A 22,048-nucleotide genomic window follows, 5' to 3' on the forward strand; every position below is an offset into this window, starting at 1 on the left:
GCAGGCCTTGTTCATTAGATGTTCATGAGGACGATATGGTAACCATTCGTTTACAACGTGGTGGCGCGAAAAAGCGTCCGTTCTACCAGGTAGTAGTTTCTGACAGCCGTTGCGCCCGTGACGGTCGCTTCATCGAGCGCGTTGGTTTCTTCAACCCGGTTGCTGCTGGTAACGCTGAAAAGCTGAACCTGGACCTGGCTCGTATCGAGCATTGGGTTGCTACTGGTGCCGCTGTTTCTGACCGCGTTGCCAAGCTGATCAAAGACGCTAAAAAAGCTGCTTAATCAGCCAAACGGTAAGGAGTTAAGGTGGAAAAACCTATAGTTCTGGGCACCCTGGGTACCGTCTACGGCATCAAGGGCTGGCTTAAAGTGAACTCCTTCACCGATGTTGCCGAAGCGATTTTCGATTACAACCCCTGGCTGATCAATCAGAACGGGGTGTGGCGTGAGATTCAGGTTTCGGCCTGGAAGCGTCACAACAAGGGTCTGATCTGCAAACTCGATGGTATCGATGTTCGCGAGGATGCCCTGGCATTGACCAATGTCGAGATTGGCGTAGCCGCCGATCTGTTGCCTGCGTTGCCTGAAGGTGAGTTCTACTGGCGTGACCTGATTGGTTGCTCCGTGATGACCACCAAGGGATACGACCTGGGCAAGGTGACCGAATTGATGGAAACCGGCTCCAACGATGTGTTGGTGGTTGAGGCCAATGTAAAAGATGCCTTTGGTGCAAAGGAGCGGCTGATCCCGTTCCTGGAAGAGCAGGTGATCAAGAACATTGATCTGACTGCTCGAACAATCGAAGTTGATTGGGATCCTGGTTTCTAGTTTCCCGCGCTAACACGGGTGCCGGAGGTTTCTTATGTGGATTGGGGTGATTAGCCTCTTCCCGGAAATGTTCCGAGCCATTACCGAGCACGGGGTAACGGGTCGGGCCGTCAAGAGTGGCCTGCTGCAGATTGAGTGCTGGAACCCTCGGGATTTCACCCACGACAAGCACCGTACGGTCGATGATCGTCCTTATGGTGGTGGGCCTGGGATGCTGATGATGGTTCAGCCGCTGCGTGATGCGATTCATGCAGCCAAGCAAGCGGCGGGAGACGGGGCGAAAGTCATCTATCTCTCTCCTCAGGGGCGCAAGCTGACTCAAGCGGGCGTAACCGAGTTGGCGACGAATCAGAAACTGATTCTGGTCGCCGGTCGATACGAAGGTATCGATGAACGCGTGATACAAACCGAAGTCGACGAAGAGTGGTCTATCGGGGATTACGTGTTAAGTGGTGGCGAGTTGCCTGCCATGACCCTGATCGATGCGGTTTCGCGTCTGGTCCCCGGGGTCCTGGGCGATCAGGCCAGTGCCGAGCAGGACTCCTTCACGGATGGCCTGCTGGATCATCCCCACTACACTCGGCCGGAGTTGTTGGATGGATTGGCGGTGCCCGAGGCGCTGACAAGCGGCAATCACGAAGTGATTCGGCGCTGGCGTCTCAAGCAGTCGCTCGGACGAACCTGGCAGAGAAGGCCGGAACTTATTAACAACCTAGCTCTGACTGACGAGCAAGAATCACTTCTTGCCGAGTATGTCCGCGAAGTGCGTGACAGCGTTAAGTAGAGTTTTCAGTTTATCCTAGGTAAGGAAAGACAATGAGCAAGATTATTCAGCAGCTTGAACAAGAGCAACTGCGTACCGACATCCCGGCTTTTGCCCAGGGCGACACCGTACGTGTTCAAGTTCGTGTTAAAGAAGGTGGTAAAGAGCGTCTGCAGGCTTTCGAAGGCATCGTCATTGCCAAGCGTAACCGCGGTCTGCACTCTGCTTTCACCGTTCGCAAGATCTCCAACGGCGAAGGTGTTGAGCGTGTATTCCAGACTCACTCTCCGCTGATCCACAGTGTAGAACTGAAGCGTCGTGGTGATGTTCGCCGCGCCAAGCTGTACTACCTGCGCAACCTGTCCGGCAAAGCTGCTCGTATCAAAGAGAAGCTCAACTAATTCGATTCGAATTGGTGTCGGTATGTCGGCGAAAAGCTCGACAGGTAGTGAAAAGGCTCGCCAATGGCGAGCCTTTTTTGTGTCTGTAATTCGGGTATCGGTCAGAGGTGTTAGTGTTCTGGTCGTCGTCTACTGACTGACCCGCACCACAGAGTTGTCGCGCCCGAAGGGGCCAGGCACGTAGTCGTCCGCTTCCCAGTCGTTGTCATAACGGGTCTCCCCGTCCGGCTGCACCAGCTGGTAGCAATACTCGAAATGGCTGGGGCCATCGGTGGGAAGGTTGAGGGTCGCCTTGAACTCCCCGCTCTTCATTCTTTTCAATTCAATGGGTTGCCACTGGCTGAACTCCCCCAGCAGCAAGACCTGTTCGGCCTCGCCTGCGGCCTCTTTTTCCACTGCGAAGGTCACCTTGACCTCGGGGCGGGACTTGAGAAATTGTTTGTTGATCGGCATATCGACTCCTTGTCACTGACTGCGAAGAAAGTAGCGCTGTTCATTTTTATATCACTTTATGACAAGGATGTTGATAGCAATCGTCAGGCAGGCAGGGCGAAATGACGCCGAAGCAACTGGTGAGTGAAGTCAATCTTGAGGTAAAAGCCCCTTGGCAGTGTCTGGATTGGCTGACCATTGCGGCCGATGGCGCGGGTCAGTGCCTTGCTGTTGGCCGCCTTGGGGCGCAGTTGCATGACCTGGCCGTGGCGGGCACTGATCTGCTCCACCTCCCCCAGCACTATCATGTCCATCAGCTCCTCCCAATCCTGACGCAGCAACCTGTCTTCTTCTTCGTTCGGGCTCCATAGCAACGGCATGCCGACCCGGCGCTCACCGACGGGGATGGTGCGGCTGCCCTCCACCGGGATCCAGAGTACCCGCGACAGCTTGTTGCGCACATTGGACTCCTCCCAGCGCTGGCCACTGATCCCGATGAGGGGGGCGACGCAGACGAAAGTGGTTTCCAGCGGTTTGCCCTGAGGATCGATCGGGATCGTCTTGAGCTCTATGCCGAGATCGGGGAAGTCCTGCTCCGGTCGGCTACCCGCGCTGGCGCCCAGCTGCCACTCGATCAACTGGCCGATCCAGCCCTTGTCCCGCCGGAGATCCCGTGGCACCGGGATGCCGGCCGTCGCTGCGAGCTGAGCCAGGGTGAAGCCCGCCATGGCGTAGGCGCGCGCCAGCAATTCCTGCTCTGACTGTGGGTTGTCGGGCATGAGGGGCTCCTGTTGGCGAGAAGGGGTGGACAAGTGTGATCCTGACAGAGGATCGCTGTTTTTGTAACCGATCCTTGCCCGGCTATACACAGGGGGGGCAGGATTGTGAATTTTCATCTATGGCAATGATTTTAAAGGAATTTGACTTTGTTCTCCAGCCTGGATAATGAGAGGATCCCGGTTGCTGCGAGTTGTCCAAGGGTTTGGCCTGGCTGTTGCACATAGTTATCCACAGAAATCTTGGATAACTGACATAAAGTGGTGATACAGGGCCCGGCATCAGAAATAAATGTGAGAGCACGCCGATTTTTCTCGCCATATCGGTGCAGATAATGCGCCATCCTTGTGGATAAACTAGCCTTGGTGGATCTTTGAACAGTCGAACTTGTTCACAATTGACAGCCAGGATCCTCGGGCGCAAAAGACATGGATCTTGATCCAGTCTTTAAATATTAACTGTATGTATTTAAATGAATATTTTGTTTTTATATGAATCGGGTATGATACGGCATGATTTGAAGTCGTAGTATAAAACTACTGTATATACCCGCTTGATCACAGGCTTATGCACAGTCTGGGTGGGCAACTTGCGGAGCTTGTCCTTCCGGTTTGTTTATAACTTTGCTTGAAATGCCAAGTTATTCATGAGTGGAAGATGACAGTCCCTGTTTGCCGCCACGGGGTGAATGTGGAACAATCTCTTTATAGATTCAGCCTTTATAAGGTGATCACGTGATAGATGGCGACGGATTTCGTCCCAATGTCGGCATCGTGATCTGTAACCGTGACGGGCAAGTATTGTGGGCTAAGCGCTATGGGCAGCACTCCTGGCAGTTTCCGCAGGGGGGAGTTGATGATGGTGAATCGCCGGAACAGGCCATGTATCGTGAGCTGTATGAGGAGATAGGCCTCAAGCCCGAGGATGTGACCATACTGGCGACCAGTCGCAACTGGCTGAAGTATCGCTTACCCAAACGACTCGTTCGCTGGGACAGTTCACCGGTCTGTATTGGCCAGAAGCAGAAATGGTTTTTGTTGCAGCTCGATCCTGGCAGAGAGTCCAGGATCCAGTTCGGCTGTCATGGTCACCCGGAATTTGATGATTGGCGTTGGGTCAGCTTCTGGTACCCGGTTCGTCAGGTCGTCTCCTTCAAGCGGGAAGTTTACCGCCGGGTGATGAAGGAGTTTGCCCCGCTGGCCATGCCGGTGCCGGTGGTGCAGGTTAATCGAAAGGATGGGCGGCGCAACCGCTCGCGCTAAGGAGCACAATTAGTTGCTGACGGAACTCAGACGCATCGTCGAGAGCATGGCCGAGGCCAACACCCTCGAACAGGCCTTGCAAGCATTGGTGAGCCAGACCCGGCTCGCCATGACGGTGGACTGCTGCTCCGTTTATGTCGCCGAGCCCGACATGCGCCGCTATCGACTGGCGGCCACCGATGGCCTGGCCGAGTCGGCGGTGGGCAAGGCCACCTTGCCGTTCGAGCAGGGCATAGTCGGTCTGGTGGGTCAGCGGGAAGAGCTGATCAACCTGGCCGATGCGCCTTCTCACCCCAGTTTCAAGTTCCTGCCCGATGTCGCGGAAGAGGCATTTCGCTCCTTCCTCGGCGCCCCCATCATGCACCAGCGTCAGGTGGTGGGCATTCTGGTGGTGCAGCAGAAAGAGAGCCGGCTGTTCGATGAGGGGGAAGAGTCCTTCATGGTCACCCTGGCGGCGCAGCTGGCGGCGCGCATCGCCCAAGCCCAGGCCAAGGGCTGGTTGCAGAAGACCGACTGGAGCAAGCCGCTGCGCGGCATCGCCGGCGCCAGTGGCATCGCCATCGCCAAGGCCTGGGTGTGGCGCCCGCGCAAGGCGCTCAACAGCATCACCCCGCGCAAGGACGAGGACCACGGCAAGCAGCTGGCCCGACTGGAGCTTGCGGTGGAAGAAGTGCGCCACGATCTGGAGAGCCTGGCGCTACGCTTTCGCGAGAGCTACAGCCAGGATTCGGTCGCCATCTTCGACATCTATCTGCACCTGCTGAACGATCCCGGCTACATCAAGCCCATCCGCAACAAGGTCGGCAAGGAGCACTGGACCGCCATCTCTGCGGTCAAGATCATCAGTGATCGGCTGATCGAGCAGTTCAAGGGGATGAAGGATCCCTACCTGCGGGAGCGCTCCACCGATGTGAAAGACATAGCCCAGCGGCTCATCAGCCGTCTGGTGCAAGACGAACCCGAGCAGCTCACCATAGGGGAGCCGGTGGTGCTGGTCGCCGACGAGGTGACCGCCACCATACTCGCCGAGATCCCGCGGGAATTTCTGAGCGGCGTGGTGTCGCTCAAGGGGGGGACCAACTCCCATGCCGCCATCCTGGCCCGTGCCATGGGGGTGGCGGCCATCATGGGGGTGGATCTGCCCCTGGGTGACATAGGTGGTCGCACCCTGGTCGTCGATGGTTACAGCGGCGATCTCTTCATCGAACCCAATCAGGTGATCCTGACCGAGTACCGGCAGCTGCTGAGCGAGGAGCGGGCGCTCGATACTCTGGTGCGCAGCGTCGACAACCAACCCTCGGAGACGGCTGACGGCACTCCTGTCTCCTTGCTGCTCAACGCCGGCCTCAGTGCCGACACCGAGATCTCCCTCAATCATCTGGCGGACGGGGTCGGGCTCTATCGCACCGAGATCCCCTTCATGCTGCAGGACAGCTTCCCCTCCGAATGGGAGCAGACGGCGCGCTATCGCGGGATCCTGGAGACCTATCGGGATCGCCCGGTCTGCATGCGCACCCTGGACGTGGGGGGGGACAAGCAATTGCCCTATTTCCCCATAGTGGAGGAAAATCCCTTCCTTGGCTGGCGGGGGATCCGGCTCACCCTGGATCACCCCGAGTTGTTCCTGGTGCAGCTCAAGGCCATGCTGCGCGCCAGCGAAGGGCTGGACAATCTGGCCATCATGCTGCCGATGATCAGCAGCGTCAGTGAAATCAAGGCTTCCCGCCGGCTGCTGGATCAGGCCTGGCGTGAAGTGTCGGAAGAGGCGGCGAGCCGCGATGCGGTGATCCGCTACCCCAGCCTCGGGGTGATGATAGAGGTGCCCTCCGCCCTCTACATCCTGCCGGAGATGGCCCCCCTCATCGACTTCTGGTCGGTGGGCAGCAATGACCTGACCCAGTATCTGCTGGCGGTGGATCGCAACAACGCCCGGGTTGCCAGCATCTATGACGCCTTCCATCCCGCGGTGATCCGCGCCCTGCAACTGCTGGTCGATGCCTCCCATCGCTACCAGAAGCCGGTCTCGGTCTGTGGCGAGCTGGCCGGTGATCCGGTCGGCGTGCTGCTGCTGCTGGCCATGGGCTATCGCCGTTTCAGCATGAACACCCACAACATATCCCGCATCAAGTACGTGCTGCGTCAATCCGATCTCGGCGAGCTGAAGGCGCTGATGGCAGATGGCCTCAAGCACGACAATCCCCACGTGCTCCGTGGCCTGTTTGCCCGCTACCTGGAAGAGCACGGTCTGGGCGGTTTGCTGCGCGCGGGCCACAAGGCCAAGTTGCCCGATTGATATTCAGTCTTGTTCCTGCTGACGAATGATCGGAGAATGCGGCTTTTCTTATGACTGGGGCCGCGCCATGCAGCACGACGGATATTGGGTTTTCTCGCAGATTGATCCCGTAGCATTCAGTTTGGGACCACTATCGGTACGCTGGTATGGTCTCATGTATTTGTTTGGTTTCGCCTTTGCCATGTGGCTTGCGGGCCGCCGCGCCGACGCGCCCAACAGTGGCTGGACTCGCAATGAGGTCTCCGATCTGCTGTTCTACGGCTTCCTCGGGGTGATCCTGGGCGGTCGTATCGGCTATGTGCTGTTCTACAACTTCGATCTCTTCCTGGCCGATCCCACCTACCTGTTCAAGATCTGGACCGGCGGCATGTCGTTCCACGGAGGCCTGATCGGTGTCATCACCGCCATGATCTGGTTTGCCCACAAGACCAAGCGTCACTTCTTCACCGTGGCGGACTTCGTGGCGCCGCTCATTCCGTTCGGCCTCGGTGTCGGCCGCATCGGCAACTTCATGAACGGCGAGCTGTGGGGCCGGGTCACAGACGTGCCCTGGGCCATCATCTTCCCGGAGGCCGGCCCCGAGCCGCGTCACCCCTCCCAGCTCTACCAGTTCGCTCTGGAAGGTGTGGTGCTCTTCATCATACTGAACCTGTTCTGGCGCAAGAACCCGCCACGGGGCGCCATCTCCGGCATGTTCCTGCTGTTCTACGGCCTGTTCCGCTTCCTGGTGGAGTTCGTACGCCAGCCTGACAGCCAGCTCGGTCTCTACTTCCAGGAGATCAGCATGGGCCAGATCCTCTCCACTCCGATGATCATCATCGGCGCCCTGATGATCTGGGTCGCCTACAAGCGTCCGCAGTTGTTCGGCAACGCGGCGAAGGAGGCGAAGCAATGAGGGCCTATCTCGACCTTATGCAGAAGATCCTGGATGAAGGCACCGTCAAATCCGATCGCACCGGCACGGGGACAGTCTCCCTGTTCGGTCATCAGATGCGGTTCAATCTGGCGGAAGGTTTCCCGCTGGTGACCACCAAGAAGTGCCACCTGCGCTCCATCATTCACGAGCTGCTCTGGTTCCTCAATGGCGACACCAACACCGCCTATCTGAAGGAGCACGGCGTCAGCATCTGGGACGAGTGGGCCGACGAGCACGGCGATCTGGGCCCTGTCTACGGTGCCCAGTGGCGCTCCTGGCCGGCGGCCGATGGCGCCGTCATCGACCAGATCCAGAAGGCGGTGGATGACATCAAGCACAACCCGGATTCCCGCCGCATCATAGTCTCCGCCTGGAACGTGGGTGAGCTGGACAAGATGGCGCTCGCCCCTTGTCACGCCTTCTTCCAGTTCTACGTGGCGGACGGCAAGCTCTCCTGCCAGCTCTATCAGCGCAGTTGCGACGTCTTCCTCGGCCTGCCGTTCAACATCGCGAGCTACGCCCTGCTGACCCACATGATGGCCCAGCAGTGCGATCTGGCCGTGGGCGACTTCGTCTGGACCGGTGGCGACGTGCACCTCTACTCCAACCACATGGAGCAGACGGCGCTGCAGCTCTCCCGCGAGCCGCGTCCCTTGCCGCAGCTGGTGATCAAGCGCAAGCCGGACTCCATCTTCGACTACAGGTTCGAGGACTTCGAGATCCAGGGTTATGATCCCCATCCGGGTATCAAGGCCCCTGTCGCCATCTGATCCCGCATCCGCCGTGATGGCGTGCGGCACTCGGCGGGATCCCCCGCGTGGCGGTATTACGTTATTCCATCTGTTCGAAAGGCGCCTGCGGGCGCCTTTTTCATGGCTGAAAAGAATAAATATGCAAAAAAAAGAATGCTCAGTGGGCTCATGAAGGCGGGGTAAAACGTGCTTATAGCAGGCATGATTCATTTTGCCTTCGGTTTTTCCGTTGTTATTGGCAGTTAGAAACGATTTTTCATTAACTCACTCGGCCCCTAGACTGAAAAAGTACAATTTTATGGATAGTTAGACCATGAGCGATGTGTTCAAGCGATTTCTCAAACTGGAGTCAGCCTCCGGAATAATTCTGATCCTGGCCGCCCTGGTGGCCATCGGTCTGGCCAACTCTGCCCTGGCGGAGCACTATCAGAGTTTCCTCAATACCCAGGTACAGGTGCGCATTGCCGCCCTCGACATCAACAAGCCGCTGCTGCTCTGGATCAACGACGGCTTCATGGCGATCTTCTTCCTGCTGGTCGGGCTGGAAGTAAAGCGTGAGATGCTGGAGGGGGCGCTCTCATCACGGGTGCAGGCCACCTTCCCGGCCATCGCCGCCGTGGGCGGCATGCTGGCCCCTGCGCTCATCTATGCCTTCTTCAACTATGAAGACGAAGTGACCCGGGCCGGCTGGGCCATTCCGGCCGCAACCGACATCGCCTTCGCCCTCGGGGTGATGGCGCTGCTCGGCAAGCGGGTGCCGACCAGCCTCAAGGTATTCCTGCTGGCCCTGGCCATCATGGATGACCTTGGGGTCATCATCATCATCGCCCTCTTCTATACCCAGCAGCTGTCGCTGACCGCACTGGCGGTCGGCATAGTGGCGACCCTCACTCTGCTCTGGATGAATCGCCGCGGTGAGGACAGGATCGGCCTCTACATGCTGGTGGGTCTGGTGCTCTGGGTTGCAGTGCTCAAGTCCGGCGTCCATGCGACCCTGGCCGGCGTCATCGTTGGCTTCATGATCCCTATCTCCGGGAAGCGCTATGCCTCGCCGCTCAAACACCTGGAGCATGTGCTGCACCCCTGGAGTGCGTACCTGATACTGCCGTTGTTTGCCTTTGCCAACGCCGGGGTCTCCCTCGACGGGATCCAGCTGTCGGATCTGCTCAGCCCGGTGCCCATGGGCATCATACTGGGGCTCTTCATCGGCAAACCCCTCGGCATCTTCACCATCAGCTGGCTGTCGGTGAAACTCGGCATCGCTCAGCTGCCGAGCGGCGTCAACTTCAAGCAGATCTTTGCGGTCAGCATCCTGTGTGGCATCGGCTTTACCATGTCGATGTTCATCGCATCGCTGGCATTCGAGCATGGCGGACTGGACTACGGCAGCTACTCACGCCTCGGGATCCTGGTGGGATCCACCCTGGCGGCCGTGATCGGTTTTATCGCCCTGCGGATATCGCTGCCCAATCGGGAGGCGAATCAAAGCACGGAGGGGTTATGAGAAGACTCGGATGGTTAGTCATGCTGGCGAGCCCGGCAGTCTGGGCGAATAGCCTGGCGGAGTGCCAGCAGGATGCGATGTCGGCCAGTTGCTCGGCCTATCTCAACGGGGTGGTGGACAGCGCCCTCATGCTGGGGGACAAGCAGGCCAAGGCCCAGTTCGGTGAGACCTTCACCGAGCGGGCCCTGAGCAGCCGGGCCGGCGAGCGCGTGAAGAAGTCCCACAAGCGCTACTGCGGGGAGCGGATGCCGGATCCGGCCCGCCTCAAGCTGACCCTGCAAGAGCAGTTCGGCGCAAACAAGGTTGACTCGATCAGCGACATGTATGACATTCTGGCGGTTGAACTCAGCTGCTACCGGAGCCCGCGCAGCGCGGGAACCCCATCGGATGTCACACCTTAATTACAACCATCTCTACTATTTTTGGATGACTCAGAAGAAGGGTTCCGTCACCCAGGCGGCGGAAGCCCTCTTCCTCACTCCCCAGACAGTCACCGGTCAGATCAAGCTGCTGGAGCAGCGTCTCGGCGGCAAGCTATTGATCCGCAAGGGGCGCTCCCTCGAGGCCACCGAACTGGGCCAGTTGGTGTTTCGCTATGCCGACAAGATGTTCAGCCTCTCCTACGAGATGCTGGATATCGTCAACTACCGCAAGGAGAGCCAGATCCTGTTCGACGTCGGCATCGCCGATGCACTCTCCAAGCGCCTCGCCAGCCGGGTGCTGCTCTCCGTCATCCCCAACGACGGCTCCATCCACCTGCGCTGTTTCGAATCGACCCACGAGCTGCTGCTGGAACAACTGAGCGAGCACAAGCTCGACATGATCCTCTCCGATTGCCCGGTGGACTCCAGCCAGCATGCCGGCCTGCTCTCCAAGCGGTTGGGGGGCTGCGGCGTCAGCTTCTTCTGCAAGGCACCGCTGCCCGAAAAGCCTTTTCCTGCCTGTCTCGAGGAGCGCAAACTGCTCATCCCTGGTCGTCGTACCGCCATGGGGCGCCAGCTGACCCAATGGTTCGAGCAGCAGGGCATCTCTCCCAGCATCCTGGGGGAATTCGACGATGCGGCCCTGATGAAGGCATTTGGCTTCTTCAATCAGGGGATCTTCATGGCGCCGACCATCTATCGGGAGGAGATCCTGGAGGGAGAGGAAGTGATGCTGATCGGAGAGACCCAGGATCTGATGGAGGAGTACTACGTCATCTTCGCCGAGCGGATGATCCAGCATCCGGCGGTGAAACGGGTGTGCGAGAGTGATTTCTCCTTCCTCTTTGCCGGTCAGGAGGATTTCACCGCCATTCAGCCGGCGACCCTGTCATTTTAAATCGACGGGGCAGAGGGTATGATTCCTGTCTTGCAGGGGAGGGAATGCGATGCAGTTGGAAGAGATGGAGGCGAATGCCGGACGTGCGGTCACCCTGCTCAAGGCGCTGGCCAATGAACGGCGCTTGTTCATTCTGTGCCAGTTATTGGAGAGAGAGCTGTCGGTGGGGGAACTCAACGAGGTGCTTGGACTGAGTCAATCGGCCCTGTCACAACATCTGGCTGTGTTGCGGCGCGATGAGCTGGTGGCGACGCGAAAAGAGGCCCAGACGGTCTACTATTCGCTGCGCAGCCATGAGGTACGCGAGATGATTGGATTGTTGCACAGGCTGTATTGTAGCGAACCCAAATAAAAAACCGGCACTAAGGCCGGTTTTTTTAGCTTTGTTCAGCCGAAGCTGATTAAGCCATAGCTTTGATCTGGGCAGACAGGCGGCTCTTGTGACGAGCAGCTTTGTTCTTGTGGATCAGGCCTTTGGTCGCCATACGATCCATGATCGGCTGAGCAACAGCGAAAGCGGCAGTGGCAGCAGCTTTGTCGCCAGAAGCGATGGCAGCAATTACTTTCTTCAGATAGGTACGGGTCATTGAACGACGGCTGGCGTTGTGTTGACGACGTTTCTCTGACTGAATCGCGCGCTTCTTAGCAGATTTGATATTAGCCAAGGTAAAACTCCTAAAACTGTCTTAGCGAGTGTATTGAAAAGGCCCGGAAATATGCCTTCTCAACCACATATTGTCAAATGATTTGTGCAAATAAACACCGCCCCCCGGTGGTGTGTCAGTTGGGAGGCGGTTAAACTGTCGGCCGATTCTAGCAGCATTCTTTCCATTCTGACAGTTCCAGAGGCCTCGTCTTGAGTAAGAAATTGATCAAATCCGGCATGATAGTGTCCGCAATGACGCTGGTGTCCCGTGTGATGGGCTTGGTGCGCGATGTGGTCATCGCCAATCTGCTCGGTGCCGGGGTGGCCGCAGACGTCTTCTTCTTCGCCAACCGCATTCCCAACTTCTTGCGCCGGCTGTTCGCCGAAGGGGCTTTCAACCAGGCCTTCGTGCCGGTGATGACGGAGTACAAGAAAAACGGTGACGAGCAGGCCGTACGCGAGCTGCTGGCCGCGGTGGCGGGCACCCTTGGGGGCATAGTCACCATAGTCACCCTGCTCGGTGTGCTGGGCTCGGGGGTGCTGACGGCCCTGTTTGGCTGGGGCTGGTTCTGGGACTGGCTGCACGGCGGCCCGGCGGCCGAGAAGTTCGAGCTGGCCAGCCTGATGCTCAAGATTACCTTCCCCTATCTCTGGTTCATCACCTTCACCGCCATGGCCGGGGCTATTCTCAACACCTTTGGTCGCTTCGCCGTCTCCTCCTTCACGCCGGTGTTCCTCAACCTCACCATGATAGCGGCGGCCTGGTGGATAGCCCCGTTGCTGGAGCGGCCCGAGATCGCGCTGGCGATCGGCGTCTTCCTCGGTGGCCTGGTCCAGTTTCTGTTCCAGTACCCCTTCCTGCGCCAGATCAACATGCTGGTGTGGCCCAAGTGGGGTTGGCACCATCCCGGTGTGGTGAAGATCCGCACCCTGATGATACCGGCGCTGTTCGGCGTCTCGGTCAGCCAGATCAATCTGCTGATCAATACCATGTTGGCCTCCTTCCTGGCGACCGGTGCCATCAGCTATCTCTACTACTCGGATCGCCTGCTGGAGTTTCCCCTCGGCCTGTTCGCGGTCGCCATCAGCACAGTGATCCTGCCGGCGCTGGCCAAGAAGCATGTGGATGCGGATCCGGCCGACTTCTCCCGTACCATGGACTGGGGGGTGCGCATGGTGATGCTGCTCGGCCTGCCCGCCATGGTGGGGATTGCCGTATTGCGCGAGCCCATACTGAGAGTGCTCTTTATGCGCGGGGAGTTCGGCATGCACGAGGTGGCCATGTCCAGCGCCAGCCTGCTGGCGTCCACCACAGGGCTGCTCTCCCTGATGCTGATCAAGGTGCTGGCCCCCGGCTACTATGCCCGCCAGGACACCAGGACCCCGGTACGGATCGGCATCATGGCCATGGTGGCCAACATGGTGTGCAACCTCATCTTCATCTATCCGCTTGGCTATGTGGGGCTGGCGCTCGCCACCGCCTGCTCCGGCACCCTGAATGCGGCCCTGCTGTTCAAGGGGCTGTATCAGCAGGCGGTCTATCGTCCTTCCCGCAACACGGGCGTGTTCTGCCTCAAGCTGCTGGTGGCGACTGTGCTGATGGGGGGCGTGCTTGGCTATCTGTCACCGGATCTCGCCCAGTGGGGAGCCTGGAGCATGGGCAAAGCCAGTCTGGAGCTGACTTTGCTGCTCTGCCTGGGGGGCGCCTTGTATGGAATAGTCCTGTTGGTGCTGGGGGTCAGGCCAAGACACCTGAAATCGGGTCAGCAATGAGGCTGATGATGCCCGTGTTCCGGGTCAGATACCTGAAATCGGCTCAACAGCAGGGCTGACCCTGCCTGCTGCCTGATATATAATCCGCCGATTTCCATGGCAGCAACGCACAAGGCACTGATGGAACTCATTCGCGGCATTCACAATATCAAGCCCCATCATCGGGGCTGTGTATTGACCATAGGCAACTTCGATGGGGTTCATCAGGGCCACCATGCGGTGCTGACCCGACTGCAGGAGAAAGCCGCCCAGCTTGGTCTGCCCGCCTGCGTCATGCTGTTCGAACCGCAGCCCCTTGAGCTGTTTGCGGGGGATGCCGCCCCTGCCCGTCTCAGCCGTTGGCGGGAGAAGTACGAAGCCCTCAAGGGGATGCATATAGATCGCATGCTCTGTGTGCGGTTCACGCACCGCTTCGCCGAGCAGGCCGCCAGCAGCTTCATCGAGCAGTTGCTGGTGGAGAAACTCGGCGTGCACTACCTGGTGGTGGGGGATGATTTTCGCTTCGGCAAGGGGCGGGAGGGGGACTTCCACCTGCTGGAGGAGGCGGGTCATCGCTTCGGCTTCGAGGTGATCAGCACCCAGAGCTTCCAGGTAGAGCGCCAGCGGGTCAGCAGCACGCTAGTGCGCGAGGCCTTGAAGGCGGGGCGTATGGCTGAGGTGGAGCTGATGCTCGGCCGCCCCTATGCCATCAGTGGTCGGGTGGCCCACGGCGACAAGCTGGGGCGCACCATAGGTTTTCCTACCGCCAATCTCGCGCTCAAACGGCAGGTGATCCCGGTCGGTGGCGTGTTCGCGGTGGAAGTGTTATGTTCCGGCAAGACCTTCCCCGGTGTCGCCAATGTGGGTGTACGGCCGACCTTGAGCGGTACACAAGCCAGATTGGAAGTACATCTATTTGATTTTTCTGGTGATCTATATGGTCAGCAGGTCAAGGTGCTGCTTCGCCACAAGCTGCGCGAAGAGCAGAAGTTTGCCTCTTTCACCGCCTTGAAAGAGCAGATCGAACGAGATGCCCTGGCGGCCCGAGCCTGGTTCGGGCTGCCACCATTCAATTTACCCAGCACTCTTTTAGAAAAGAAGGGAACCCAGGACTGATGAGCGACTATAAACACACCCTGAATCTGCCGGAAACCGAGTTTCCGATGCGTGGCGATCTGGCCAAGCGCGAACCCAACATGCTCAAGCGTTGGTACGATCAGGATCTTTACGGCGCCATTCGCCGCGCCAAAGCGGGCAAGCCTTCTTTCATTTTGCATGATGGCCCTCCCTACGCGAACGGCAGCATTCACATCGGTCACTCGGTCAACAAGATCCTCAAAGACATCATCATCAAGTCCAAGGGCCTCTCCGGCTTCGATTCCCCCTATGTGCCGGGCTGGGATTGCCACGGTCTGCCCATCGAGCTGAAGGTGGAAGGCATGGTCGGCAAGCCGGGGGAGAAGGTCTCCGCCGCCGAGTTCCGCGCCGAGTGCCGCAAATACGCCAAGACCCAGATCGAAGCGCAGAAGACCGACTTCATCCGTCTGGGTGTGCTGGGTGACTGGGAACACCCCTACCTGACCATGGACTTTGGCACCGAAGCCAACATCATCCGCTCCATGGCCAAGATCGTCGAGAACGGCCACCTGCACAAGGGTTCCAAGCCGGTGCACTGGTGTACCGACTGCGGCTCCGCCCTGGCTGAAGCCGAAGTGGAGTACTACGACAAGAATTCCCCCTCCATCGATGTGCGCTTCAAGGCCGTCGACGAGGCGACAGTGGCTGCCAAGTTTGACTGCCCCGAAGGTCACATCGGCAAGGGCCCGCTCTCTGCCGTGATCTGGACCACCACCCCCTGGACCCTGCCGGCCAACCGCGCCATCGCCATGCACGCCGATCTGGACTACGCCCTGGTACAGGTGGAGGGTGACAACCCCGAGCGCCTGATCCTGGCCGCCGAGCTGGTCAAGGACGTGATGGACAGAGCCGGTATCGAGAAGTTCCACAACCTGGGCTATGCCAAGGGTGCGGCGCTCGAGCTGCTGCGCTTCAACCACCCCTTCTACAGCTTCGATGTGCCTGTGGTGCTGGGTGACCACGTCACCCTGGATGCCGGTACCGGCGCCGTGCACACAGCCCCTGGACACGGTCAGGAAGACTTCGTGGTCGGTCAGAAGTACGGTCTGGAAGTGGCCAACCCGGTTGGCAGCAACGGCGTCTACCTGCCGGATACCGAGCTGTTTGCCGGCCAGCACGTGTTCAAGGCCAATGCGGCCGTGGTCGAGGTGCTGACCGAGCGTGGTGCCCTGCTGCACCACAAGGTGTTCAACCACTCCTACCCCCATTGCTGGCGTCACAAGACCCCGATCATCTTCCGTGCCACCCCCCAGTGGTTCATCAGCATGGAGCAGAAGGGGTTGCGCAAGCGTGCGCTGGAAGAGATCGAGCGCATCGAGAAAGATGGCATCGCCCAGCACGGCCAGAGCGGCTGGGTACCGGCATGGGGCAAGAACCGCATCCAGGCCATGGTCGAGAACCGTCCTGACTGGTGCATCTCCCGTCAGCGTACCTGGGGCGTGCCCATCTCCCTGTTCGTTCACAAGGAGACTCAGGCGCTGCACCCTGAATCCGTGCGCCTGATGGAAGAGGTGGCCAAGCGGGTCGAGCAGTCCGGCATCCAGGCTTGGTGGGATCTGGACAAGGCTGAGCTGCTGGGCAGCGACGCCGACCTGTACGACAAGGTACCCGACACCCTGGACGTCTGGTTCGACTCAGGATCGACCCACTCCTCAGTGGTCGATGCCCGCCCCGAGTTCAATGGCAACCCGGCCGACATGTATCTGGAAGGCTCTGACCAGCACCGCGGCTGGTTCATGTCCTCCCTGATGATCGGCGTGGCCATGAAAGACAAGGCTCCCTACAACCAGGTGCTGACTCACGGCTTCACCGTGGACGGTCAGGGCCGCAAGATGTCCAAGTCCATCGGCAACGTGGTCAGTCCGCAGGACGTGATGAACAAGCTGGGCGCCGACATCCTGCGTCTGTGGGTAGCGAGCACTGACTACACCGGCGAGATGACAGTCTCCGACGAGATCCTCAAGCGCTCCGCCGATGCCTATCGCCGTATTCGCAACACAGCTCGCTTCTTGCTGGCCAACCTGAACGGCTTCAATCCGGCGACCGACATGGTGGCGCCTGCCGACATGGTGGTGGTGGATCGTTGGGCCGTGGGCCGTGCCAAGGCGGTACAGGCCGAGATCATGGCGGCGTTCGATGAGTACAACTTCCACGGCGTGACCCAGAAGCTGATGCAGTTCTGCTCCATCGAGATGGGCTCCTTCTACCTGGATGTGATCAAGGACAGGCAGTACACCGCCAAGGCGGACAGCCTGGCCCGTCGCTCCTGCCAGACCGCCCTCTATCACATCGCCGAGGCCATGGTGCGCTGGATGGCGCCCATCATGAGCTTCACCGCCGACGAGATCTGGGCTCTGCTGCCGGGTGAGCGCGGTGAGTTCGTCTTCACCGAAGAGTGGTACGACGGCCTGTTCGGGCTGGAAGCGGGTGAAGTGCTGAACGACGATTTCTGGGCCGAGATCCTCACAGTGCGTGGTGAAGTGAACAAGGCACTGGAAGCCGCCCGTGGCGAGAAGCGCATCGGTGGCTCCCTGCAGGCCGAACTGACTCTGTTCGCCAAGCCCGAGCTGGCTAAGCGCCTGAATGCCCTGGCCGATGAGCTGCGCTTCGTGCTGCTCACCTCCAAGGCCAAGGTGGTGGTGGCTGACACAGCACCTGAAGGTGCCGTTGTGACCGAGCGCGATGATCTGTGGCTGAACGTGGCCCAGTCTGCTGCCGCCAAGTGCGACCGCTGCTGGCACCATGTGGAAGACGTGGGCACCATAGCCGGTCACGAAGAGATCTGTGGCCGCTGCGTCACCAACGTCGAGGGTGACGGCGAAACGCGTCAATTTGCCTGATGAACATGACCAATAACGCTCTTCATAACAAAACGGGCCTGCGTTGGCTGTGGCTGGCGGTGCTGGCCTTCGTACTGGACCAGGCGAGCAAGCTCGCCGTGGTCAAGTTGCTGCCGTTTGGCTATCCGGGGGTGGAGATCACCCCCTTCTTCAACCTAGTGCACGTCTACAACAAGGGCGCAGCGTTCAGCTTCCTGGCCGATCAGGGGGGCTGGCAGCGCTGGTTCTTCGCGGTCTTGGCGTTTGCCATCTGTGGGCTGCTGACGCACTGGTTGCGCAAGCAGTCGGTCACCCAGCGCTGGAGCGGTATCGCCTATTCGCTCATCATCGGCGGAGCCCTTGGCAACGTCTTTGATCGTCTGGTGCTTGGCCATGTGGTCGACTTCCTCGACTTCTACTGGCAGCGCTCCCATTGGCCCGCATTCAACCTGGCGGACAGCTTCATCTTCATCGGCGCAGCCATGATAGTGCTGGAAGGTTTTCGCTCCGAAAAACAGAAGGAGGCGGCATGAGCCAGGCCATAGGCGCTGACAGCAGCGTACTGTTCCACTTCTCCATCAAGCTGGAAGATGGCTCGGTTGCCGACAGCACGGCGCTGCACGGCAAACCGGCCCGCCTGCGAATGGGGGACGGCAGCCTGACATCGAGCTTCGAGCAGTGTCTGCTGGGGTTGCAACAGGGTGAGGCCAAGAGCTTCACGCTGGCGCCTGAACAGGCGTTCGGTCACTCCAATCCCGACAACATCTACCATCTGGACAGAGCCAAGTTCGGTGCCGATGTGGAGCCCAAGATTGGCACCATCATCCTCTTCGACCAGCCCAATGGCAGCGAGCTGCCCGGCATCATACGGGCGGTGGAAGGGATGTCGGTGACGGTCGACTTCAACCACCCGCTGGCGGGTCACACCGTCACCTTCGAGGTGGAGATCCTGGGCGTGGATGACGAGGAAAAGGTGCACTGATGGATATCCTACTCGCCAACCCACGTGGTTTTTGTGCCGGTGTCGATCGGGCCATCAGCATAGTCGAGAGCGCGCTTGAGAAGTTCGGGGCACCCATCTATGTCCGTCACGAGGTGGTACACAACCGCTATGTGGTGAACAAGCTGAAAGAGGCGGGAGCCGTGTTCGTCGAGGAGCTCGACGAGGTACCGGATGACAGCATCGTCATCTTCTCCGCCCACGGCGTTGCCAAGACTGTGCGCGAGATGGCCAAGTCCCGTGCCCTCAAGGTGTTCGATGCCACCTGTCCGCTGGTGACCAAGGTGCACATGGAGGTCCATCGTGCCAGCCGCAAGGGATCCGAGGCTGTGCTCATCGGTCACGCCGGTCACCCCGAGGTGATCGGCACCATGGGGCAGTACGAGAATCCGGAAGGGGGCATGTATCTGGTGGAAACGCCGGAGGACGTGGCCAAGCTCAAGGTGAAGGACCCGGACGATCTCTGCTTCGTCACTCAGACTACGCTCAGCGTGGATGAGACCTCGGACGTTATCGATGCCTTGCGCCAACACTTCCCGAAAATTCAGGGACCGCGCAAGGATGACATCTGTTATGCCACCCAGAACCGTCAGGATGCGGTGCGGGAGATGGCGGGGCTGGTGGACGCCATGCTGGTAGTGGGGTCACGGAACTCCTCCAACTCCAACCGCCTGCGCGAGCTGGCCGAGAAGGTGGGGGCGCGAGCCTACCTCATCGACGATGCCACCATGATCGAACCGGGCTGGCTGGATGGTGTTGAACGTATCGGGGTGACGGCGGGAGCCTCTGCTCCCGATGTGCTGGTTCAGAATGTCATCGCCCGTCTGCGCGAGCTGGGTGGCAAGATAGTGACCGAACACCCGGGTCGCGAAGAGAACGTGGTCTTCGAGGTGCCGCCAGAGCTTAGAATCATTTGAATGTGGCCAGGATGGCCTAAGAATAAAGAGTGATGTTCCTGATGCCGGATTTGTTGTTGCGACCTATCCGGCATTAGACTAACAAGACCGCCAGTCACCAAGGATGGGATATGATTGGGTTCTATCGAGGCTTTTCCCTCATTGAATTGATGATTGTCGTCGCCATAGTGGCGATTCTTGGCACCATTGCTTATCCCTCATATCAGCGCTATCTGCTGGCCAGCCACCGTATTGATGCCAAAAAGATGCTGTTGGATGCCGCCAACAGACAAGAAACCTATTTTATGGACTTCAATAGGTACGCCTCCTCCGCTGCCGACCTGAATATCACTGACAACTCCGAGTCCGGCTTCTACCATCTGGTCATCTCTGCCGGCACCAATACGTTCATTCTCTTTGCCACGGCTTCCGGCGCACAAGGCTCCGATAGTGACTGCATCATCTTCTCCATCGATCAGGATGGCACCCGAAGCGCTACCCGACTCGGCGATACCGCCAACGACGCCTGCTGGGACTAGCCGATGAAACTTCAATGCCGTCGCCAGATGATCGGATTCAGCCTGCTGGAGGTGATGATAGCCGCAGTGGTGCTCTCCTTTGGTCTGCTGGGGCTGGTTGGCATGCAGGCCACGGCCAAATTCTCCGGCTATGAGGCCCGACAGCGCACCATTGCCAACTGGCTGGCAAATGACCTCGTTGAGCGCGCCAGGATCAACCAGGACAGCTGGACTGCCCAGGGCACGACCGTCGTATCAGGCAACACTATCCTGAACATGCCGAGTTGTGCCAACAGCAATGGCACCATGTCGGATTGCAGTCGCAGTGAACGCCAGGCACTGGATCTCTTCTATTGGCAACGGTCCCTGCTGGGTTCTGCCGTGTCCGGTGCCGCTTCATCTCTACAGGCTCCGGTCGGCTGCGTGATCCGCGGGGCCAACAACAGCCTGACGGTGGGGATCTTCTGGCGCGGCCGGGAGTCTCTGTCTGATGGCGCCGATGCGGTTACCGCCGTGCGCAACAGCTGTGGACTTGGGAATGCCGCAGATCGGCAGAGGCGTCAGTTCGTGCTGACGACCACCCTATGAACGCCCGTGGCTTTACCCTGGTCGAGTGGCTGATCGCCATGCTGATCGGAGTATTTCTGATCGGTGGTGGCCTGAGCATCTTCATAGCCTCTCGGGCCACCACTGAGGATGCCTTCGATCAGAGCGAGCTGCAGGAAAATGGCCGTATCGCCATGCGCCTGCTCACTCAGGACCTGAAATGGGCTGGCTTTTGGGGGGACTATACGGGTTCTCCCATGGCCGTGGGGCAGGGGGTTACGCTGAGTGCTGGGTCTAGTGTGCTTGCCGCAAATGATTGTCTGGACAATCTTGGGCGAGGCAGCCTGCCACCCAGTGTGGGAACAAATCGGGGGATCTGGGTCGCAGGGGTGGACAACAGCAGGGCGATTACGGGAGGGGCTCTTGCCTGTATCCCTGTGGCTTCGCGTATCGCCAATACGGATGTCATCAGCATCAAACGGCTGATTGGTCTTCCGCTGGCGGATACCGCCGCTACTGGCAATCGCTTTTATCTCGCCACAACGACCCAGGCTGCCCAGATGTTCAAGGGGGGAGAAACGGTCCCCACCACGGCAGCCATGCCGGCACGTCAGCTCTGGGAGTATCAGCACTTTATCTATTACCTTTCTCCCAATGCAGCAGGCAACCCTGAATTGAGAAAGCGTTACCTGACCGCAAATGGCGGATCGGTATTGATCTCCGGCCCCATGGCCGAAGGAATTGAACGGATGACGGTGCTGTTTGGTGTCGACGACAGCCCGGTGCCGGATGGTGAAATTGACCGTTATGTCGCGACCGCGAATGTAACTGAACAGGAATGGAGTGAAGGTCGGGTCGTGGCGGCACGCATCTTTATTCTGGTGCGCTCACTGCAAGCATCCAGCAGTTATGTGAATAACAATGTTTATCAGGTTGGCAGCACCAGCGTATCAGGCAATGGAGATGGCTTCCGTCGTCTGTTGCTGGAATCCAGCGTATCGCTGCGTAATCCAGCGGTAATAGTGGGAGGTGGAGCATGAGATCCCAGCGCGGTGTGGCTCTGATCGTCGCCCTGATCATTTTGCTGCCCCTTACCCTGATTGCCGTGGTAGTGATGCAATCTTCGGGGCAAGACCTCAAGATGGCAGGCTCGTCCGCCAGCTTCCGACAGGCGGAGCATCGGCTCGAAGGCATCATCGAAGCGGCGATGCAGAGCAACAACATATCGACTGTGATTGCCGGCATGGGCGCCACTCTGGGGGCCAGTGCGGCGATCAGCGTCAATAGCAGCAATGCTTCGGCGGCTGTCGCTCTTACTAATCGTATCGAAACCGTGTGCAAGCGAAAGATTGACGCCAGCAGCAGCAATGTGATTCCTGCGTGCAAGTATGTCGAGCTGCAGGCCAATGTGAATTATGGCAAATATGTTCGCCCGTTGACTTGGATTGCGGGTGTAGAACAACCACTGCTCACCGAATAGGAGC

Annotated in this window: 25 protein-coding genes; 22 read left to right on the forward strand and 3 right to left on the reverse strand. The window is 59.0% G+C overall.

Annotated elements, in window-relative coordinates:
* Positions 1 to 35 precede the first annotated feature (35 nt).
* The 4 genes from rpsP to rplS are packed head-to-tail and all read left to right on the forward strand — an operon-like array spanning position 36 to position 1,994.
* On the forward strand, positions 36 to 284 hold the full coding sequence (gene rpsP / locus AB5Y91_RS04970; protein WP_025325696.1) for a 30S ribosomal protein S16: 249 nt from the start codon (positions 36 to 38) through the stop codon (positions 282 to 284).
* 24 nt (positions 285 to 308) lie between these two features.
* Positions 309 to 830, forward strand: a complete 522-nt coding sequence (gene rimM, locus AB5Y91_RS04975; RefSeq protein WP_005332346.1) for a ribosome maturation factor RimM — start codon at positions 309 to 311, stop codon at positions 828 to 830.
* Positions 831 to 864: 34 nt separating this feature from the next.
* Entirely contained in the window at positions 865 to 1,614 is a 750-nt protein-coding gene (trmD, locus tag AB5Y91_RS04980; RefSeq protein ID WP_011704631.1) for a tRNA (guanosine(37)-N1)-methyltransferase TrmD, read from the forward strand.
* Positions 1,615 to 1,646: 32 nt separating this feature from the next.
* Complete coding sequence (rplS, locus tag AB5Y91_RS04985) at positions 1,647 to 1,994, forward strand: 50S ribosomal protein L19 (protein WP_005313505.1); 348 nt, start codon at positions 1,647 to 1,649, stop codon at positions 1,992 to 1,994.
* Positions 1,995 to 2,123: 129 nt separating this feature from the next.
* On the opposite strand, the gene AB5Y91_RS04990 is transcribed toward rplS, so the two are convergent.
* Positions 2,124 to 2,447: an isoamylase early set domain-containing protein gene (locus AB5Y91_RS04990; protein ID WP_005332348.1), complete on the reverse strand. Its 324-nt coding sequence runs from the start codon at positions 2,445 to 2,447 to the stop codon at positions 2,124 to 2,126.
* A gap of 83 nt (positions 2,448 to 2,530) precedes the next feature.
* The gene (gene mutH / locus AB5Y91_RS04995; protein WP_005332349.1) at positions 2,531 to 3,205 is read right to left on the reverse strand and encodes a DNA mismatch repair endonuclease MutH; all 675 of its coding nucleotides are present in this window, start codon (positions 3,203 to 3,205) and stop codon (positions 2,531 to 2,533) included.
* A 732-nt stretch (positions 3,206 to 3,937) separates the two neighbouring features.
* Here mutH and rppH point away from each other — a divergent pair.
* From rppH to AB5Y91_RS05035, 8 genes are all read left to right on the forward strand, one after another.
* Positions 3,938 to 4,465 carry an RNA pyrophosphohydrolase gene (rppH, locus tag AB5Y91_RS05000; protein ID WP_106884997.1) on the forward strand — a complete coding sequence of 176 codons (528 nt, stop codon included), beginning with the start codon at positions 3,938 to 3,940 and terminating at the stop codon, positions 4,463 to 4,465.
* 13 nt (positions 4,466 to 4,478) lie between these two features.
* Positions 4,479 to 6,758, forward strand: coding sequence for a phosphoenolpyruvate--protein phosphotransferase (ptsP, locus tag AB5Y91_RS05005; protein WP_213345194.1), 2,280 nt, complete (start codon positions 4,479 to 4,481; stop codon positions 6,756 to 6,758).
* Between the two features lie 67 nt (positions 6,759 to 6,825).
* Entirely contained in the window at positions 6,826 to 7,653 is an 828-nt protein-coding gene (gene lgt / locus AB5Y91_RS05010) for a prolipoprotein diacylglyceryl transferase (protein ID WP_041207083.1), read from the forward strand.
* Positions 7,650 to 8,444 (forward strand): thymidylate synthase, encoded by a 795-nt coding sequence (thyA, locus tag AB5Y91_RS05015; protein ID WP_111913475.1) that lies wholly within the window; start codon positions 7,650 to 7,652, stop codon positions 8,442 to 8,444. Before lgt ends, thyA begins: the two co-directional genes overlap by 4 nt.
* A gap of 295 nt (positions 8,445 to 8,739) precedes the next feature.
* The gene (nhaA, locus tag AB5Y91_RS05020) at positions 8,740 to 9,930 is read left to right on the forward strand and encodes a Na+/H+ antiporter NhaA (protein WP_106884995.1); all 1,191 of its coding nucleotides are present in this window, start codon (positions 8,740 to 8,742) and stop codon (positions 9,928 to 9,930) included.
* A 20-nt stretch (positions 9,931 to 9,950) separates the two neighbouring features.
* Positions 9,951 to 10,331: a hypothetical protein gene (locus AB5Y91_RS05025; RefSeq protein ID WP_171277181.1), complete on the forward strand. Its 381-nt coding sequence runs from the start codon at positions 9,951 to 9,953 to the stop codon at positions 10,329 to 10,331.
* Positions 10,318 to 11,250, forward strand: coding sequence for a transcriptional activator NhaR (gene nhaR, locus AB5Y91_RS05030; protein ID WP_106884993.1), 933 nt, complete (start codon positions 10,318 to 10,320; stop codon positions 11,248 to 11,250). Before AB5Y91_RS05025 ends, nhaR begins: the two co-directional genes overlap by 14 nt.
* Before the next feature lie 49 nt (positions 11,251 to 11,299).
* Entirely contained in the window at positions 11,300 to 11,602 is a 303-nt protein-coding gene (locus tag AB5Y91_RS05035) for a metalloregulator ArsR/SmtB family transcription factor (RefSeq protein WP_106884992.1), read from the forward strand.
* Positions 11,603 to 11,651: 49 nt separating this feature from the next.
* Here the strand turns inward: AB5Y91_RS05035 and rpsT are convergent, their stop codons facing one another.
* Entirely contained in the window at positions 11,652 to 11,915 is a 264-nt protein-coding gene (rpsT, locus tag AB5Y91_RS05040; RefSeq protein WP_033129187.1) for a 30S ribosomal protein S20, read from the reverse strand.
* Between the two features lie 191 nt (positions 11,916 to 12,106).
* Between rpsT and murJ the strand changes: the two genes are divergently transcribed.
* The 10 genes from murJ (at position 12,107) to tppD (ending at position 22,044) form a co-directional block, all read left to right on the forward strand.
* Entirely contained in the window at positions 12,107 to 13,669 is a 1,563-nt protein-coding gene (gene murJ / locus AB5Y91_RS05045; protein WP_111913481.1) for a murein biosynthesis integral membrane protein MurJ, read from the forward strand.
* Positions 13,670 to 13,789: 120 nt separating this feature from the next.
* Positions 13,790 to 14,764, forward strand: coding sequence for a bifunctional riboflavin kinase/FAD synthetase (gene ribF, locus AB5Y91_RS05050; RefSeq protein ID WP_368169239.1), 975 nt, complete (start codon positions 13,790 to 13,792; stop codon positions 14,762 to 14,764).
* Entirely contained in the window at positions 14,764 to 17,625 is a 2,862-nt protein-coding gene (gene ileS, locus AB5Y91_RS05055) for an isoleucine--tRNA ligase (protein ID WP_368169216.1), read from the forward strand. The genes ribF and ileS overlap by 1 nt, the downstream gene beginning before the upstream one ends.
* Positions 17,625 to 18,137: a signal peptidase II gene (gene lspA, locus AB5Y91_RS05060; RefSeq protein ID WP_025325712.1), complete on the forward strand. Its 513-nt coding sequence runs from the start codon at positions 17,625 to 17,627 to the stop codon at positions 18,135 to 18,137. Before ileS ends, lspA begins: the two co-directional genes overlap by 1 nt.
* A complete protein-coding gene (gene fkpB / locus AB5Y91_RS05065; protein WP_106884989.1) occupies positions 18,134 to 18,586 on the forward strand; it encodes an FKBP-type peptidyl-prolyl cis-trans isomerase in 453 nt (150 codons plus the stop codon). The genes lspA and fkpB overlap by 4 nt, the downstream gene beginning before the upstream one ends.
* Positions 18,586 to 19,521 (forward strand): 4-hydroxy-3-methylbut-2-enyl diphosphate reductase, encoded by a 936-nt coding sequence (ispH, locus tag AB5Y91_RS05070; protein ID WP_368169217.1) that lies wholly within the window; start codon positions 18,586 to 18,588, stop codon positions 19,519 to 19,521. The genes fkpB and ispH overlap by 1 nt, the downstream gene beginning before the upstream one ends.
* A gap of 110 nt (positions 19,522 to 19,631) precedes the next feature.
* Entirely contained in the window at positions 19,632 to 20,039 is a 408-nt protein-coding gene (gene tppA / locus AB5Y91_RS05075; RefSeq protein ID WP_163135572.1) for a type IVa pilus pseudopilin TppA, read from the forward strand.
* Positions 20,040 to 20,042: 3 nt separating this feature from the next.
* Positions 20,043 to 20,606, forward strand: coding sequence for a type IV pilus modification protein PilV (pilV, locus tag AB5Y91_RS05080; protein ID WP_368169218.1), 564 nt, complete (start codon positions 20,043 to 20,045; stop codon positions 20,604 to 20,606).
* Positions 20,603 to 21,604: a PilW family protein gene (locus tag AB5Y91_RS05085; RefSeq protein WP_368169219.1), complete on the forward strand. Its 1,002-nt coding sequence runs from the start codon at positions 20,603 to 20,605 to the stop codon at positions 21,602 to 21,604. Before pilV ends, AB5Y91_RS05085 begins: the two co-directional genes overlap by 4 nt.
* Positions 21,601 to 22,044 carry a type IVa pilus pseudopilin TppD gene (gene tppD, locus AB5Y91_RS05090; RefSeq protein ID WP_106884984.1) on the forward strand — a complete coding sequence of 148 codons (444 nt, stop codon included), beginning with the start codon at positions 21,601 to 21,603 and terminating at the stop codon, positions 22,042 to 22,044. The genes AB5Y91_RS05085 and tppD overlap by 4 nt, the downstream gene beginning before the upstream one ends.
* Positions 22,045 to 22,048 lie beyond the last annotated feature (4 nt).

Source organism: Aeromonas sp. R4-3, assembly GCF_040908275.1.
GTDB lineage: Bacteria > Pseudomonadota > Gammaproteobacteria > Enterobacterales > Aeromonadaceae > Aeromonas > Aeromonas rivipollensis.